Here is a 15,840-nt window from a genome sequence, read left to right on the forward strand (position 1 = left end):
GAAATAATAAATAAATTATATAAAATTTGAAAGGATTGACAATTTATGAAAATAGGATTTGTAGGATTAGGAATTATGGGTAAACCAATGGCTATTAATTTAGTAAAAGCAGGTCATGAAGTATATGGATATGATTTTGTAAAAGAAAGCATTGACGATTTAGTTGAAGCAGGAGGACATGCAGCCTCATCTGGTAAAGAAGCAGCTGAAAAATCAGAGCTAGTTATCATAATGCTTCCAAACTCACCTCATGTAGAGTCAGCACTCTTCACAAAAGATGGTATTGCAGAAGGCCTTTCAGAAGGGATGACTGTAATTGATATGAGTTCCATATCTCCAGTAGCAAGTGTTGAATTCTCTGAGAAACTAAATGAACTAGGTGTTAGCTTTTTAGATGCTCCAGTATCTGGAGGGGAGCCAGGAGCCATTGAAGGATCTATTGCAGTTATGGTTGGTGGTGACCAAGATGTATTTGATAAATATTATGACGTGTTAATGGTTATGGCTAGCTCTGTTACTTTAGTGGGTGAGGTAGGGGCAGGAAATACTACAAAATTAGCTAATCAAATGATAGTAGCTATTAATATAGCTGGTATTTCAGAAGCATATTCATTGGCTAAAAAGGCAGGCGTAGATCCAGAAAATGTTTATAAAGCAATACGTTCTGGATTAGCTGGAAGTAAAGTAATGGAACAAAAATCTCAAAAAATATTTGATGGGGATTTTGATCCAGGTTTTAGAATTGAATTGCACATTAAAGATTTACAAAATGCTTTAGATTCAGCTCATGAATATAATGCTGCATCTCCATTTACAGCATTATCAATGGAAATTATGCAATCCTTAAGATCACACGATTTAGATAAGAAAGATCATTCAGCAATAGCTCGTTATTATGAAATGATTAATAATCAAACTTTACAATAAAGTTTAATAGTATAAATAAAAAGAGAGACATTATTATAATATGGATATGCTCCCTTCAAAGTAGTTTGTTCTCTCTTTTTTGTTTATCATAGTACAAGCCTAGAGATAGGGACAAATATTAAGTGTTTTCTTAATACGTCACTTGTAATAATTTAAAAGATAAAATAATGGTTGCTATAATATTGTTTAAAATAGAAAAAGATAATAAGATGTAAATGTAAGCGTTTTATATCAAGGGGAAATAAATCAATAAAAATATAAATGGAGGACTAATATGAATACTAAAGATGTTATTAAACAGGTTGAAATACAATTACTAGAAGTTCCATTAGAAAAACCAGTTAGTGATGCTAAAGTTATAATGGGAAAGCAAACACCTTTAACGGAAGTAATGTTGACATGTGCCACAATTACAACAAATGATGGTCGTGTAGGATTTGGATTCACGTATTGCAAGAGAAATGGTGGGCCAGCTCAATATGCACTTGCGAAAGAATATGCACCTCTACTTATTGGTGAAGATCCTAATGATATTTCTAGACTATGGAATAAATTATTATGGTCAAGTATTTCAATAGGATCAAGTGGAGTAGCGGTGCAGGCAATTACACCATTTGATATAGCGCTATGGGATTTAAAAGCTAAACGGGCTGGACTCTCAATTAGTAAATTATTAGGTCAGTTCAAAGACGAAGTTCCATGCTACAATACAACAGGTGGTTTTCTACAAGATCCAATTGAAAAAGTAATTGATAATGCTCAAAAAGTACTATCTGAAGGTGCGGGTGGTATTAAAATAAAAGTCGGGCAAAAAGATTATATGAAAGATGTTAAACGTGTTGAAGCGCTACGAAAAGCACTGGGTGATGATGTAGCGATAATGGTTGATGCTAATCAGCAATGGGATGTTTCAACTGCTCTAAAAGCAGGTAGGTATCTAGATCAGTATGATTTAGTATGGCTTGAAGAACCGGTTGGAGCTTTAGATGTTGAAGGTCATTATAGACTTTCAAGAGCACTTGAGACACCAATAGCTACTGGAGAAATGCTAACAAGTTTTGAAGAAGGATTGCCATACTTAGAACGTCCAGCATTTGATGTTTGTCAGCTTGATGCCCCAAGAATTGGTGGAATTACTCAGTTTAAAAAAGTTGTGGAACGCTGTGAAGAGAAACGTCTTGTTTTAGCGCCACATTATAGTATGGAGCTTCATTTACCATTAGTTGCTACATATAGTAATGATGTTTGGGTAGAACATTTTGAATGGTTTGAAGAAGTCGGTGTCTTTATTGAACGAGTGGAAATGAATAATGGCTTTATGAAAGTACCCGAACGTCCTGGAATTGGATTAACTCTAAACGAAGAAAGAGTGAAAAGCTTAAATGTTGCGACAGATATCTTTAATTAAATTATTAGCCTAAGCTAAGAAATTAATGGAGAGAAGAATATAATGGCGTATGAAGTAGTGATACCACAAGATATAACAGAATTAGGGAAAAAATTTTTACGAGATAAAGGATATAAAATTAGAGTAGGTAACGGAAACATGGACACAGAGTATCTAAAGAGATTAATCATAAATGCAGATGCTATTTTAGCTAGAACTGGATTTTATCCTAGAGAAGTGCTAGCTTCTGCAAAAAATTTAAAAGTTATCGGGCGCCATGGAGTAGGTTATGATAATCTTGATTTAGAATATTGTAAAGAGAATAATATTACAATTACCTATACGCCTTCTGCTTTGTCAAATGCTGTTGCTGAACGTACCATTGGTTTTATTATGGCTTTAGGTCAACAATTAGTCTTTATAGATGCAGAAACTCGGACGGGTAATTGGGAAGTTCGGAATACACATAGAGGGAATGAAGCTAAAAATAAGGTGCTGGGATTAATTGGTTTAGGACGTATAGGCTCCCTAGTTGCGAAAAAAGCTTATTTTGGTTTAGATATGAAAGTTGTTGCTTATGATAAATATGCTTCTAAAAAAGCTTTTCCGAAATATATAAATAGATTATATTCAGCAGAAGAGGTTTTTGAAAAAGCAGATTTTGTATCTTTACATGTTCCTAGTACATCTGAAACGAACGGAATAGTAAACAAAAGAACATTAGAAATCATGAAACCTTCTGCTTATATTATAAATTGTTCTCGTGGTGAGCTTATAGATGAAGTAGATCTCATAAAAGCTATACAAAATAAGAGAATCCGAGGAGCAGCATTAGATGTTTTTAATGAAGAACCTCTTCCTGATCATCATCCATTTTTTGAACTGGATAATGTTTTGTTAACACCTCACAATTCTGCATTGACAAATGAGACAATGGATATAATTGGTCTACATGCGGCTCAAGGAATTGATGATGTATTAAGTAATCGTAAGCCGACATGGCCAGTTAAACTATAATTATTGTTAAATAGAAAAAATGTCATATTTAAAACACAATCTTTTAATCTTATTAGAAGATTGTGTTTTTTTAGTATTTAAGATTAATTTCACAACATATGTGAAAACGGTTACTTAAACCAAAAAAAAGGTGTAATAATTAGTTAATCTTATTATAGAGACTATATACTTTTTAAAAGATGAGAGTTACTATATTAATAGTTAAACGCTTACAGAACATAAAAGATATTTAATATTTAATTATTAATTGGAGGTATACAAGCAAAGGAAATTATTCACAAACATTAATTTAAACGGAAAAATATATTATATAGAGGAGCAAAAAAATGGATGTACCAGTAAGTAGTACTCAATTATTATTAGGTTTGGCTATAGGTGTCATTTTATTAATATTTATATCAATGAAAACAAAGTTACATACTTTTGTAGCACTTATTATTTCTGCAATTGTAACCGGGTTAATTGGTGGTTTGCCTTACCAACAAGTAATGGATTCAGTGACAGTTGGTTTTGGTAATACTCTGTCAAGTACTGGTATTATTATTGGTTTAGGTGTAATCCTAGGAGCTGTTTTAGAGATGTCAGGAGCGGCTGAACAAATGGCATTCTCAATGATTAAACTAGTAGGTAAAGGAAAAGAAGAATGGGCTTTAGCTTTAACAGGATATATTGTAGCAATCCCAGTATTTTCTGATTCCGGATTAGTTATCTTAACACCTTTAGCAAAATCAATTTCAAGAATGACTGGAAAAAGCGCTGTTGGATTAGGTTTAGCTTTAGCAACAGGGTTACAATTAACACACGTGTTTGTACCGCCTACTCCAGGGCCTTTAGCCGTGGCAGGTATTCTCGGAGTAGATATAGGTATGATGATCATGGCAGGTATTCTTTTTTCAATACCAACTTTGATTGCATCAGTATATTATAGTAAATGGCTTGGTAAAAAGATTTATCAAATTCCTACTGAAGATGGATTAGATTTTGTACGAATGGATTATAAAGAAGAATATGAAAAATCAATTGATAATATTGAAGAAATTTATAAAGAGAAAAAACTACCAGGAGCAGCTTTATCATTCTCACCAGTAGCAATTCCTCTTTTACTAATTTTATCGAATACAGTGATAGATTTAATAGGAGTTGGAGGTTCTATTCAATCTATAACAGGATTTCTAGGTAATCCAGTGATTTCATTAATAATAGGTTTGCTTATTGCAGTTTATGGTTTAGCCCGTAGATATACACGCGAACAAGTTATTGGTTCAATGGATGATGGAATAAAAGCTACGGGTATGATCTTATTGGTAACAGGTGCTGGGGGCTCTTTAGGGCAAGTAGTACGTGATGCAGGTATTGGTGACGCATTGGGACAAATGGTATTAAATATAGGACTTCCTGGAGTATTAGTACCATTTATTATTGCAGCATTGATGCGTATCGCTTTAGGTAGTGCAACAGTAGCCTTAATTACTGCTGCTACATTAACGGCACCACTTGTAACACAATTAGGACTTAATCCTGTAATGCTAGCAATGTCAACGTGTGCAGGAGCAGTTTCATTTAGTTACTTTAACGATAGTGGCTACTGGACCTTTAATGGATTATATGGCCTTCCAGAAATAAAAGATCAATTCTGGGCTAAAACTATGGTTTCATTTATTGGTGCAGGTGTAACCTTAGCCGGTGTTCTATTAGCAAATATGTTTGTTGGCTAATTATTTATATACTTAACTATATATTCTGAGAAAAATTAGAATGTAGCGAAAGCTATATTCTAATTTTTAAGTTATGAGGAATCTCTATAGAAAGGTAAGCAAAATCACAAAAACAGTTGACTCCAATTTTTCCTTTTGTTACTCTATACACATGTAATGTAAGCGCTTAAAATACAAGGAGGAAAATAGATGGTAGCATACCTAGACTGGGACAAAACATATGATTTTGTAAGAGAAGTTTTCAAGGCATATGGAGTTCCTGAAGAAGATGCAATAATATGTACGGATGTATTGTTGGATGCCGATAAAAGAGGAATGGATACGCATGGATTAAACCGTTTGAAGCCCATATATATTGATCGAATAAAAGATAATATTCAGTCCCCTGTTACGGAATGGGAAATAATTAAAGAAACTCCTACAACAGCTGTAATTGATGCAAATGACGGTATGGGCCAAGTAGCTTCTTATCATTCGATGCGAATTGCGATTGAAAAAGCTAAAGAATATGGAATGGGTATGGTAGCTGTGAGAAATTCTACTCATTATGGCACGGCAGGATTTTATACAGAAATGGCAGCTAAAGCAGGATGTATCGGAGTTTCTGGGACAAATGCTCGTCCTTCTATTGCGCCTACGTTCAGTGTACAAAATAAATTAGGTACAAATCCTCTTGCTTTTGCTTTTCCTACGGATGAAGAATTTCCGTTCTCTCTGGACTGTGCAACTTCTATTATTCAGCGAGGGCAAGTAGAATTGTACGATCGTGAAGGGAAAGACACTCCAGCAGGTACGGTAATTGGTCAAGATGGTTCAGCAATGACAGACTCACCAGCTATTTTACAAGCTTTATTAGATGGTACTGCAGCATTAGCACCTTTAGGTGGAATCGGCGAAGAGCTAGGTGGTTATAAAGGTTATGGCTATGCCACAGTTGTTGAGGTCCTATCTGCTGCCTTACAACAAGGAAATTTCTTAAGTATGCTTACAGGAATCGGTGAAGATGGTGGAAAGATAAAATATCATTTAGGACATTTCTTTATGGCGATTGATACAGAAGCATTCATGGGATTAGAAAATTTTAAAAAGACAACAGGCGAAATACTAAGAGAATTACGAGCAGCGAAGACAGCTCCTGGCGAGGAAAGAATTTATACAGCAGGAGAAAAAGAATACTTAACTTGGATGGAACGGAAAGAAACGGGTCTCGCAGTGAATAAATCTGTACAGGAAGAATTAGTTGCGATGCGTGATGATGCTGGACTAGACCAATTCGTCTTTCCTTTTGAGAAGGAGTGAAGTTGAGTGACAAATGAAGAAAGTGAAGCATTAAAGAAACACCATGAATGGAATGGAAAAATTGAAGTCATTAGCCGAGCTCCTGTTACTAGTCGAGAAGATTTAGCATTGGCTTATACACCAGGTGTAGCGGATGCTTGTATGGCGATTGTTGAAAATCCTGAAGAAGCTTATCGTGTGACGAGAAAAAATAATCTAGTTGGTGTTATTACAAATGGATCAGCAGTTTTAGGATTAGGAAATATTGGACCTCAAGCAGCTATGCCTGTAATGGAAGGGAAAAGTATTTTATTTAAAGAATTTGCGGATGTTGATGCTTTTCCTATAAGTATTGAATCGACAGATGTCGATGAAGTTGTACAAACAGTGAAACAAATTGCAGGAAGTTTTGGGGCCATAAATCTAGAAGATATTGCTGCTCCAGAATGTTTTGAAATTGAACGTAGATTGATTGAAACATTGGATATTCCAGTTTTTCATGATGATCAACATGGAACGGCTATTGTTGTAGGAGCTGCTGTGATTAATGCATTGAAACTACTTAAAAATAAAAGAATTGAAGAGATTAAAATTGTAATAAATGGTGCAGGTGCAGCAGGGATTGCGATTGCAAAACACTTAATGATTTTAGGTGCAAAAAATATTCTATTAGTAGACAGAGAAGGAATTATTCATTCAGGCTATCCATCTTTAAATAGTGAACAAAAACGAATGTTGGAAGTAACGAATATAAAAGATGAGCGAGGTAATTTACAAGAAGCTCTGGTCGATGCAGAAGTTTTTGTGGGAGTTTCAGCACCTAACATTTTGTCAGCTAGAGATATTGAACAAATGGATGAAAATCCGATTGTATTTGCAATGGCTAATCCAATTCCAGAGATTATGCCTGATGTTGCGAAAAAAGCAGGAGTTACTGTGATGGGGACAGGGCGAAGTGATTTCCCAAATCAAATTAATAATGTTTCTGCTTTCCCTGGTATCTTTAAAGGGGCTCTAGAAGCTAAAGCAACAGAGATAGATGAAAATATGCGCCTGGCTGCTTCTTATGCTATTGCTAATTTAGTAGAAGATGAAGAGTTATCCGAAGAATACATTATTCCTGATCCGCTAGACAAACGTGTCGTACCTGCTGTCGCAGAAGCTGTAAAGAAAGCTGCTATTAATTCGGGGGTTGTGAGATAACCTTTTCTAATTAGTCCAATAGTGAGTATAATGTTTAAAAATCCTTCCTCTGAATAAGGAAGGATTTTGTGTTTGAGTTAAAGAGATAAATTTTTTATTGAAGTTATAGGAATAAATTGTATCTCTTGAAGATGAAAAAACGAGAACTAACAGATCTTTATTTACGAGTTGCACCCTATTTTTACAAAAGTATCAAATATAAAGTTTATCTCTTGACTAAGTACGTCTATAGTTGTAAACTTAAGTTGTAAATAAATATCAGGAGGTATATTTGTATGAATAAAGAAGAAAGCAGTCAACATAAACATAAACACAAACATGCAGATCATAAGGCCCATGAATCTCACAATCTTTTAGAACATGAGCATCATGAGCATCACGACCACGAAGGACACGATCATCATGATCACGGAGGAGGCCATGAACATCACCATCATGGAAACTTTAAGGAACTATTTTTAAAATCTCTTCCGTTAGGGATTATTATAATGGTTCTATCTCCGATGATGGGCGTTACGTTACCTTTTCAATTTACCTTTCCATATTCTGATATTCTAGTAGCTATAGTTTCTACAATACTTTTAGTATATGGAGGTAAGCCATTCTACCAAGGGGCGATGGATGAATTTAAACAAAAAGCCCCAGGAATGATGGCTCTTGTTTCTCTTGGTGTAAGTGTTTCTTATCTATATAGTATTTATGCAGTGGTCGCCCGTTACATGACTAATGAACACATTATGGATTTCTTTTTTGAATTTGCTTCTTTGATTTTGATCATGTTACTTGGACATTGGATTGAAATGAAGGCTGTTGGAGACGCAGGAGATGCACAAAAAGCATTAGCAGAACTTGTCCCTAAAGATGCACAAGTTGTTTTAGAAGATGACTCAATTGAAACTCGACCGGTTGCCGATTTAAAAGTGGGTGACATTATCCGAGTACAAGCTGGAGAAAATATTCCAGCAGACGGAAAAATCACGAAAGGCGAATCTCGAGTTGATGAAGCATTATTAACAGGTGAATCAAAGCCTGTAGAAAAAAATGTAGAGGATCAAGTTATTGGAGGTTCTACGAATCGTGAAGGTGTTCTATTCATAGAGGTTGAAGAAACAGGAGATCAATCTTTTATCTCTCAAGTTCAAACTTTAATTAGTGAAGCACAAAATCAACCTTCGAAAGCAGAAAATACAGCTCATAAAGTAGCTGGATGGCTATTCTATATTGCTCTTGCGGTAGCAATTGTAGCTTTCGTAACTTGGCTGTTAACTGAAGACTTACAAACAGCTGTAACCTTTACTGTAACAACGTTAGTAATTGCTTGTCCTCATGCATTAGGCTTAGCAATTCCACTCGTTGTAGCACGTAGTACAAGTTTAGGTGCAAGTCGTGGTTTATTAGTCAAAGACCGTGAAGCTTTAGAACAAGCTAAAAAATCAGATGTGATGATTTTAGATAAAACAGGTACTTTAACGACCGGAGAATTTAAAGTATTAAATGTTAATACTCTAAGCGATAATTATTCAGAAGAAGAAATTTCTGCATTAATGGCAGGAATCGAAGCAGGCTCAAGCCATCCAATTGCTCAATCAATTATTGCTCATTCTGAAAATGAAGGAGTACGTCCTGTTCATTTTGATTCTATTGATGTAGTATCTGGTGCAGGAGTTGAAGGGAAAGCAAATAACAAACATTATAAATTAATTAGTCAAAAAGCCTACGAAAAAGAAATTGATGTGGAAGTTCCTAAAGGTGCAACACTCAGTATTTTAGTAGAAGAGGATAAAGCTATAGGAACTGTTGCTTTAGGTGATGAATTAAAACCAGCAAGTAAACATCTAATTGATACTTTGAAAAATCATGGAATTGAGCCAATTATGGCAACAGGAGATAATGAAAAAGCAGCTCAAGGTGTAGCAGAAGAATTAGGAATTGAATATAAAGCTAACCAATCTCCTCAAGACAAATATAATCTAGTTGAACAATTAACAAATGAAGGTAAAACGGTAATAATGGTTGGAGACGGCGTTAACGATGCTCCATCACTTGCCTTAGCAGATGTTGGAATCGCAGTTGGAGCAGGTACGCAAGTAGCTCTAGATTCTGCAGATATTATCTTAACCCAATCCGATCCGGCAGATATTGAAGCATTTTTAGAGCTATCAGATAAAACGACAAATAAAATGACGCAAAACCTCTGGTGGGGTGCAGGCTATAACTTTATAGCTATCCCATTGGCAGCAGGCGTTCTTGCACCTATTGGATTTTCTTTAAGTCCAGCAGTTGGAGCTATCTTAATGTCAATCAGTACAGTTATCGTAGCTATTAATGCAATGATGTTGAAGCTAGATAAAGAATAAATATTTATTTTCTAAATCCCTCTTCTAAAAACGATGCAGTCTGAAGAGGGATTTTTTGGATAAATTTATTAAAGATGATTTATGTAATAAAGATTTGAAAAAAGTATTAGTAAAAATATTTTATGTAATAAAGATTTGGAAAAAGTATTAGTAAAAATATTTTATGTAATAAAGATTTGGAAAAAGTATCATTAAAATGAGAAATAAGGCCAAAAATCGTATAATTTCTGGGGATGTTTTGAATAATTCACAGGACAAATGCTTTTCTTTTACAAACAAGGATTTTCAGCTACAATGACAGTACGATAGTAGGACGATTTAATTTTATGAAGCATAAAAAAATAAACGGAGAGGTGTTATAATGGATTTTGTTAAAGGTGAGAATCGCTTCTATAAAGAAGACGAAGACGGAAATTTAATTGCCGAAATTACCTACAAACCAATCGATGAAAAAACAGTTGACGCGGATCATACATTTGTTGATCCCTCACTCCGTGGACAAGGAGTAGCAGAAAAATTAGTAGACCGTTTAGTGGAAGAAATGGAAACAGAAGGCAAAAAAATTCATCCCACTTGTCCCTATGTAGTTAAATTATTTGAACGAAAAAGCGATAAATACGAAAATATTATAGCAAAATAAAAAGAAAAAATGAGCGGAGCTGATATTAGCTTCGCTCATTTTTCTTTTAATCCTCACCCTCCGCAAAAAATGATGGAGACTCTCCAAATTGTTTTTTGAATAGCTTACTAAAATATAAAGAATCCTCATAGCCCACACTTTGAGCCACTTCTTTAATTGAAAGGGCGGGATTTTCTACAATTAGATTTTTGGCTTTTTCTAAACGATAATTGATTAAATAATTAATGGGGGTATCATCGGAAAATTCCTTAAATAAACGCGATAAAGTGGTCGAACTCATATAAAATTCCTGAGCAATTTGTTCAAGGGATAAATCCTTTGAATAATGATTTTCAATATAAAGCTGAATTTCATTCACTAATTCTTGCTTCTCACGATCTAAACTCAACGACTGATCTTTATTAAGTTTAGTTGTCCGATCACGAAATAAATAAATAATGAGCTTGTAGACAAGCGCTTTCAAAACAAGCTCATAACCCAGCTTCGCTTCATTTCTTTCGCGAATAATTTCTTCGCAAGTATCAAAAAAGGCTTCTTTATAATTTTCTAAATGGATTATATTGGATTCTAAAGGGAAAAAATCTCTTTTATAACCAGAGAAGTTAAAATGCCTTAAACCAATATGGATTTGTACATTTTCCATACCTTCTTTTGTATATTCCATATGCTCAGTTCCAGGATTAAAAACTAAAACTGTTTTTTCTGCTAGATAATGGTTTTCATCTTCTATCGTATAAAAAGAATCACCTTTTAAAAGAATTGTTAGCTCAAAAAAATCATGACTATGTCGGCTCCCAGATGAAGGTCCTGTGTTCAATGCATCAAATACATAGAGAATTTCAGGATTAAATGTTTTTGAGTGGATATTTAGCATTCACTCACCTGCTTTCGTTGCTTCTTTAAAAATAATTATACCACTGGTTTGACAAACCTCAATCTAAAAGGATCTTATTTCTTAATATTCTCCATATGAAATGCCTCTATATTCCATTTTATTTTTTTAATACTTTTGCTAATATGCGTATGAACTAGAAAAGGAGAGGAAAATATGGATACAATTAGATGGTTAGCTCGTTATATTCGTCCTTATCGAGGAAGTTGGATTTTTGCTAGTGTATTAACCATTGTGGTCGCTTTATTGAATATTGTAACGCCCTATATCAGTGGAATGATTGTTGATTTGGTTATTCAAGGAGGGCAGGATAATTTATTGCTTCCTCTATTATTTGTTATGATTGCAGGAACCGTATTTCGAACATGGTTGAGGTATTTATATCAGATTCGATTTGAATATATTAGTCAAGATGTATTGTTTCAAATACGAGATGATTTATATACAAAGTTTCAAGAATTAGATTTTAGTTTTTTTAACCATACACGTACGGGAGACATTATGGCTAGAATGACTGGAGATACTGATGCCATTCGTCATAGTGTTGCTTGGGCATATTTTAATATTTTAGATAATGTTGTTTTATTCGTCTCCGCCCTTATTTTTTTGGGAACAGTTAATATGAAATTAACTCTAGCTTTACTCGTAGTGACCCCTTTTATTGCTGTTTTAACGATTATGCTTTCTTCAAAAGCCAATCGAGCTTATTTTGAAATACGAGAGAGCTTTTCGCGATTAAACTCAATGGTTGAAGAAAATATTCGAGGAAATCAAATTGTTAAAGCTTTTGCGAATGAAAGATTTGAAGAAGAAAAATTTGATAAAGTAAATCAAGGTTTTAGAGACCGTAACCTAGAGTCTGCAGCTATTTCTTCAAGGTATCTTCCTTTAATCGAAACCTTTGCGGGCTTTATGTCGGTAATAGCGGTTGGATTTGGTGGGTGGTTAGCCATAACCGGTGAGATGAGTGTTGGGAACTTAGTAACGTTTACTGGTTTGATTTGGATGATTAATGTTCCGATGCGTAATTTAGGTGGACATATGAATGATTTGCAGAAATTATTTGCAGGAACGATAAAAATTAGAGAAATGCTTATGGTTCAACCAGAGATTCCAATTGAAGAACGAAAAGAATTTGATTATGTAGAAGGAAGAGTAGAATTTCAAAATGTCTCCTTCGCCTTTCCAGATGATCCTGAAAATCTAGTCCTTGATGATATTTCTTTTAAAGCAGAACCAGGACAAGAAATTGGAATCATTGGTGAAACAGGATCAGGAAAATCGACATTAGTTAATTTAATTTCTCGTTTTTTTGATCCAACAAAAGGGCGTATATTAATTGATGATGTCGATATACGAGAATGGAATGTGATTGATCTTAGACGGCATATTACAGTTGTCATGCAAGATGCCTTTTTATTCTCAGATACGATTAAAAGTAATATTTCATTTGGAATGCCTCAAACTCCCCTGGAAGATGTAGAAGAAGTGGCGGATGTAGCCGATGCCAGTGAATTTATCGAAAGAATGCCTGAAAAATATGAAACATATTTAGGTGAACAAGGAAGTGGCTTATCCGGTGGACAAAAACAACGCTTATCCCTTGCTCGAGGGTTATTAAAAGATCCAGCAATTTTGATTTTAGATGATACTACTTCCGCTTTAGATATGGAAACAGAAGCAAGAATCCAAAAAGGAATGGAAAAAATTAGTAGACAGAGAACGTCTTTCATTATCGCTAACCGATTGTCTTCAGTAAAGAATGCAGATCAAATTTTTGTTTTATCCAAAGGTAAAATTATCGAACGAGGACAACACGATGACTTATTAGCTAAAAAAGGCGCCTATTTTAGAATTTATGAAGACCAATTAGGCCAAGCAGATTAAGGAGTGAAAAAATGGCTCAAGCAAACAATGTAGAAGAAACACAGAAAAAAACTAATAATTTTCAAAACTACAAACGAATAGCGAGTTATTTAGCATCCTATAAAAAATCTGTATTTTCTCTGCTATTTGTCGTCCTGTTCGCAAACATCTTAATGATTATAGGTCCATATTTAACAAGTATCGTCATTGACGTTGTAATTCCAGATAATAATATAACGCTATTAGTCGTTATCATCATTGGATACACTATTGTTACCTTGTTAAATGGCTGGACCATTCGCTATCGACAATATAATATTTCTCTATTGGGTCAAAATGTTTTGCGAGATATGCGTTCTGATTTATTTAGGCACATGCAAAAACTCTCTTTCTCATTTTTCAAAACACGACCTCATGGGAAGGTTTTAACCCGAGTAGTTGATTATATTAATAATTTGAGTAATATTTTATCCTCTGGTTTTATTAATGTGGTTTCGGATGTTTTTAGTATTTTAGTAACTTTAACCATTATGCTAATTATTGATGTCCGTTTAACCTTATATAGTATGATTTTATTGCCGGTACTTTTTGTCGTCACCATGATCATAAAAAATAAACAACGCGTGGCGTATGATAAATTAAGTCACAAACAAGCGAACTTGAATGCTTATATTCATGAAAGTATCACAGGAATAAAAACGACACAATCCTTTACCAGAGAAAGATTTAACCGAGAAGTTTTTTCAGACGTCAGTAACCAGCAAAAAGACGCTTGGATGGATGCCGTAAAAATTCAATTCTTACTAAGTCCTATTGTTCAAAATATTGCAATTTTGACGGTGTCATTTATTTATTTTGTGGGTGTTCGAAAGATAGGAGTCGACGTATCCACAGGGGTTTTGATTGCCTTTATCGGTTATGTCAATAACTTCTGGGATCCAATTATAAATATTGGGAATTTTTACAACTCTTTAGTTTCAGGAACCGTCTATTTAGAACGTGTATTTGAAATGATGGATGTATCACCTGAGATTACAGATAAGGAAGATGCCTTCGAAATGCCGCCTGTAAAAGGAGAGGTTATCTTTCAAAATGTAGAATTTGGTTATGAAGAAGGCCAAACAATTTTTGAAGATTTATCTTTTCACGTAAAACCTGGTGAAACCATTGCCTTGGTTGGGCCAACGGGTGCTGGGAAATCAACCATTACAAACCTGATTAGTCGCTTTTATGATATACGAAAAGGGGCGATACTAGTTGATGGTATCAATATTCAAGATGTTACGATTAAATCTTTACGTAACCAAATTGGGGTCATGCTCCAAGATACCTTTATATTCACAGGAACCATTATGGACAATATCCGTTATGGAAATTTAGAAGCAACTGAAGAAGAAGTCATTGAAGCAGCAAGTATTGTTCGTGCCCACGATTTTATTAAAGATTTACCAAGAGGGTATGAAACGCGTGTCCAAGAAAGAGGAAGTACTCTTTCAGCAGGGCAAAGACAGTTAATTTCTTTTGCACGGACGCTTTTGTCAGATCCTAAAGTTCTTATTTTAGATGAAGCAACCTCGAGTATTGATACGCAAACAGAAATATTGCTCCAAGAAGGACTTGATCGACTACTAGAAGGGCGTACAGCCTTTGTCGTAGCTCACCGCTTAGCTACTATTCGAAATAGTGATCGAATTTTCTATATAGGAGATCGAAAGATTTTAGAAGAAGGTAGTCATGATGAACTTATGCGTCAAGGAGGAAATTATTACAACTTGTATAAAACACAATCCGATTTATTAAAAGGACTTTGATAAAGAATTATTCACGCGAGATTAAATAGTCTGCATCATTTAGAAGATTTCAAAAAATAAGAAAAATCGAAAATAAGTTTGACAATTTTGATAGACTACTGTAGAATATATCTTGCGTGAAAAAATGGCCCCTTGGTCAAGTGGTTAAGACATCGCCCTTTCACGGCGGTATCACGGGTTCGAATCCCGTAGGGGTCATCAAATTTTGGAGGGATAGCGAAGCGGCCAAACGCAACGGACTGTAAATCCGTCCTCTTTCGAGTTCGAAGGTTCAAATCCTTCTCCCTCCACTTATATTTTTATTGGGCTGTAGCCAAGCGGTAAGGCATCGGGTTTTGATCCCGTGTACCCTAGGTTCGAATCCTAGCAGCCCAGCTAATGAAGCGGTGCATGTACTTTGCATCGCTTTTTTTGGTGCGCCCGGCATGGGTAACAACTTGGTGGTGAAAGTCCACTCCAGACTTTGCAGTAGGAACTGTTAGCCAAAGACAAGGGTGTCCACCGCGAGGTGGAATCCGAAGGAAGTCGGCGGCAAACACTCGCACTGACGAACAGAAACTTCATATCAAGGCTGAACAGGGACGGACGAGCTTGCCAAACAAAGTAAAGTCCGATACTGCACGAATCCCACACAGTAAATGAAGCAGTGACATGAGTGGAAGGTTGTTATTCTTACCCGGGGAGGTCTCTTTCTCTACATCAAACCTTTTCAGCAATGGAAAGCTGGGGAAAGAGAAGTCAGCAGAC

The 15,840-nt window shown here is 35.1% G+C and carries 11 protein-coding genes and 3 tRNA genes; 13 read left to right on the plus strand and 1 reads right to left on the minus strand.

Annotation, left to right across the window (positions count from 1 at the left end):
• Positions 1-45 precede the first annotated feature (45 nt).
• From garR to BUB96_RS08225, 8 genes are all read left to right on the plus strand, one after another.
• Positions 46-927 carry a 2-hydroxy-3-oxopropionate reductase gene (gene garR / locus BUB96_RS08190; RefSeq protein ID WP_073298390.1) on the plus strand — a complete coding sequence of 294 codons (882 nt, stop codon included), beginning with the start codon at positions 46-48 and terminating at the stop codon, positions 925-927.
• A 274-nt stretch (positions 928-1,201) separates the two neighbouring features.
• Positions 1,202-2,335 (plus strand): L-talarate/galactarate dehydratase, encoded by a 1,134-nt coding sequence (locus BUB96_RS08195; protein WP_073298391.1) that lies wholly within the window; start codon positions 1,202-1,204, stop codon positions 2,333-2,335.
• Positions 2,336-2,377: 42 nt separating this feature from the next.
• Positions 2,378-3,331, plus strand: a complete 954-nt coding sequence (locus BUB96_RS08200) for a hydroxyacid dehydrogenase (protein ID WP_073298392.1) — start codon at positions 2,378-2,380, stop codon at positions 3,329-3,331.
• A 326-nt stretch (positions 3,332-3,657) separates the two neighbouring features.
• Positions 3,658-5,046 carry a GntP family permease gene (locus BUB96_RS08205; protein ID WP_073298393.1) on the plus strand — a complete coding sequence of 463 codons (1,389 nt, stop codon included), beginning with the start codon at positions 3,658-3,660 and terminating at the stop codon, positions 5,044-5,046.
• A 189-nt stretch (positions 5,047-5,235) separates the two neighbouring features.
• Entirely contained in the window at positions 5,236-6,345 is a 1,110-nt protein-coding gene (locus tag BUB96_RS08210) for an Ldh family oxidoreductase (protein ID WP_073298394.1), read from the plus strand.
• A gap of 6 nt (positions 6,346-6,351) precedes the next feature.
• Positions 6,352-7,527: an NAD(P)-dependent malic enzyme gene (locus BUB96_RS08215; protein WP_073298395.1), complete on the plus strand. Its 1,176-nt coding sequence runs from the start codon at positions 6,352-6,354 to the stop codon at positions 7,525-7,527.
• Positions 7,528-7,802: 275 nt separating this feature from the next.
• Entirely contained in the window at positions 7,803-9,884 is a 2,082-nt protein-coding gene (locus BUB96_RS08220; protein WP_073298396.1) for a heavy metal translocating P-type ATPase, read from the plus strand.
• A gap of 361 nt (positions 9,885-10,245) precedes the next feature.
• Complete coding sequence (locus tag BUB96_RS08225) at positions 10,246-10,524, plus strand: GNAT family N-acetyltransferase (protein WP_073298397.1); 279 nt, start codon at positions 10,246-10,248, stop codon at positions 10,522-10,524.
• Positions 10,525-10,570: 46 nt separating this feature from the next.
• Here BUB96_RS08225 and BUB96_RS08230 read toward each other — a convergent pair whose 3' ends face one another.
• Complete coding sequence (locus BUB96_RS08230) at positions 10,571-11,398, minus strand: helix-turn-helix transcriptional regulator (protein WP_073298398.1); 828 nt, start codon at positions 11,396-11,398, stop codon at positions 10,571-10,573.
• Between the two features lie 174 nt (positions 11,399-11,572).
• Here BUB96_RS08230 and BUB96_RS08235 point away from each other — a divergent pair, with 174 nt between their 5' ends.
• The 5 genes from BUB96_RS08235 to BUB96_RS08255 all read left to right on the plus strand — a co-directional run bounded on the left by BUB96_RS08235 (position 11,573) and on the right by BUB96_RS08255 (position 15,468).
• Complete coding sequence (locus tag BUB96_RS08235) at positions 11,573-13,303, plus strand: ABC transporter ATP-binding protein (RefSeq protein WP_073298399.1); 1,731 nt, start codon at positions 11,573-11,575, stop codon at positions 13,301-13,303.
• Between the two features lie 11 nt (positions 13,304-13,314).
• The gene (locus BUB96_RS08240) at positions 13,315-15,093 is read left to right on the plus strand and encodes an ABC transporter ATP-binding protein (RefSeq protein WP_073298400.1); all 1,779 of its coding nucleotides are present in this window, start codon (positions 13,315-13,317) and stop codon (positions 15,091-15,093) included.
• A 126-nt stretch (positions 15,094-15,219) separates the two neighbouring features.
• A tRNA-Glu gene (locus BUB96_RS08245) sits at positions 15,220-15,291 on the plus strand.
• Positions 15,292-15,300: 9 nt separating this feature from the next.
• Positions 15,301-15,383 (plus strand) — tRNA-Tyr (locus BUB96_RS08250).
• 13 nt (positions 15,384-15,396) lie between these two features.
• A tRNA-Gln gene (locus BUB96_RS08255) sits at positions 15,397-15,468 on the plus strand.
• The last annotated feature ends 372 nt before the right edge of the window (positions 15,469-15,840 follow it).

Source organism: Atopostipes suicloacalis DSM 15692 (assembly GCF_900129085.1).
In the GTDB taxonomy this organism is placed as follows: domain Bacteria; phylum Bacillota; class Bacilli; order Lactobacillales; family Carnobacteriaceae_A; genus Atopostipes; species Atopostipes suicloacalis.

Coding starts and splice junctions, on each gene's coding strand:
- BUB96_RS08240 (WP_073298400.1), top strand. CDS start 13,315: ATGGCTCAAGCAAACAATGTAGAAGAAACACAGAAAAAAACTAATAAT.
- BUB96_RS08235 (WP_073298399.1), top strand. CDS start 11,573: ATGGATACAATTAGATGGTTAGCTCGTTATATTCGTCCTTATCGAGGA.
- BUB96_RS08205 (WP_073298393.1), top strand. CDS start 3,658: ATGGATGTACCAGTAAGTAGTACTCAATTATTATTAGGTTTGGCTATA.
- garR (WP_073298390.1), top strand. CDS start 46: ATGAAAATAGGATTTGTAGGATTAGGAATTATGGGTAAACCAATGGCT.
- BUB96_RS08200 (WP_073298392.1), top strand. CDS start 2,378: ATGGCGTATGAAGTAGTGATACCACAAGATATAACAGAATTAGGGAAA.
- BUB96_RS08225 (WP_073298397.1), top strand. CDS start 10,246: ATGGATTTTGTTAAAGGTGAGAATCGCTTCTATAAAGAAGACGAAGAC.
- BUB96_RS08210 (WP_073298394.1), top strand. CDS start 5,236: ATGGTAGCATACCTAGACTGGGACAAAACATATGATTTTGTAAGAGAA.
- BUB96_RS08195 (WP_073298391.1), top strand. CDS start 1,202: ATGAATACTAAAGATGTTATTAAACAGGTTGAAATACAATTACTAGAA.
- BUB96_RS08230 (WP_073298398.1), bottom strand. CDS start 11,398: ATGCTAAATATCCACTCAAAAACATTTAATCCTGAAATTCTCTATGTA.
- BUB96_RS08220 (WP_073298396.1), top strand. CDS start 7,803: ATGAATAAAGAAGAAAGCAGTCAACATAAACATAAACACAAACATGCA.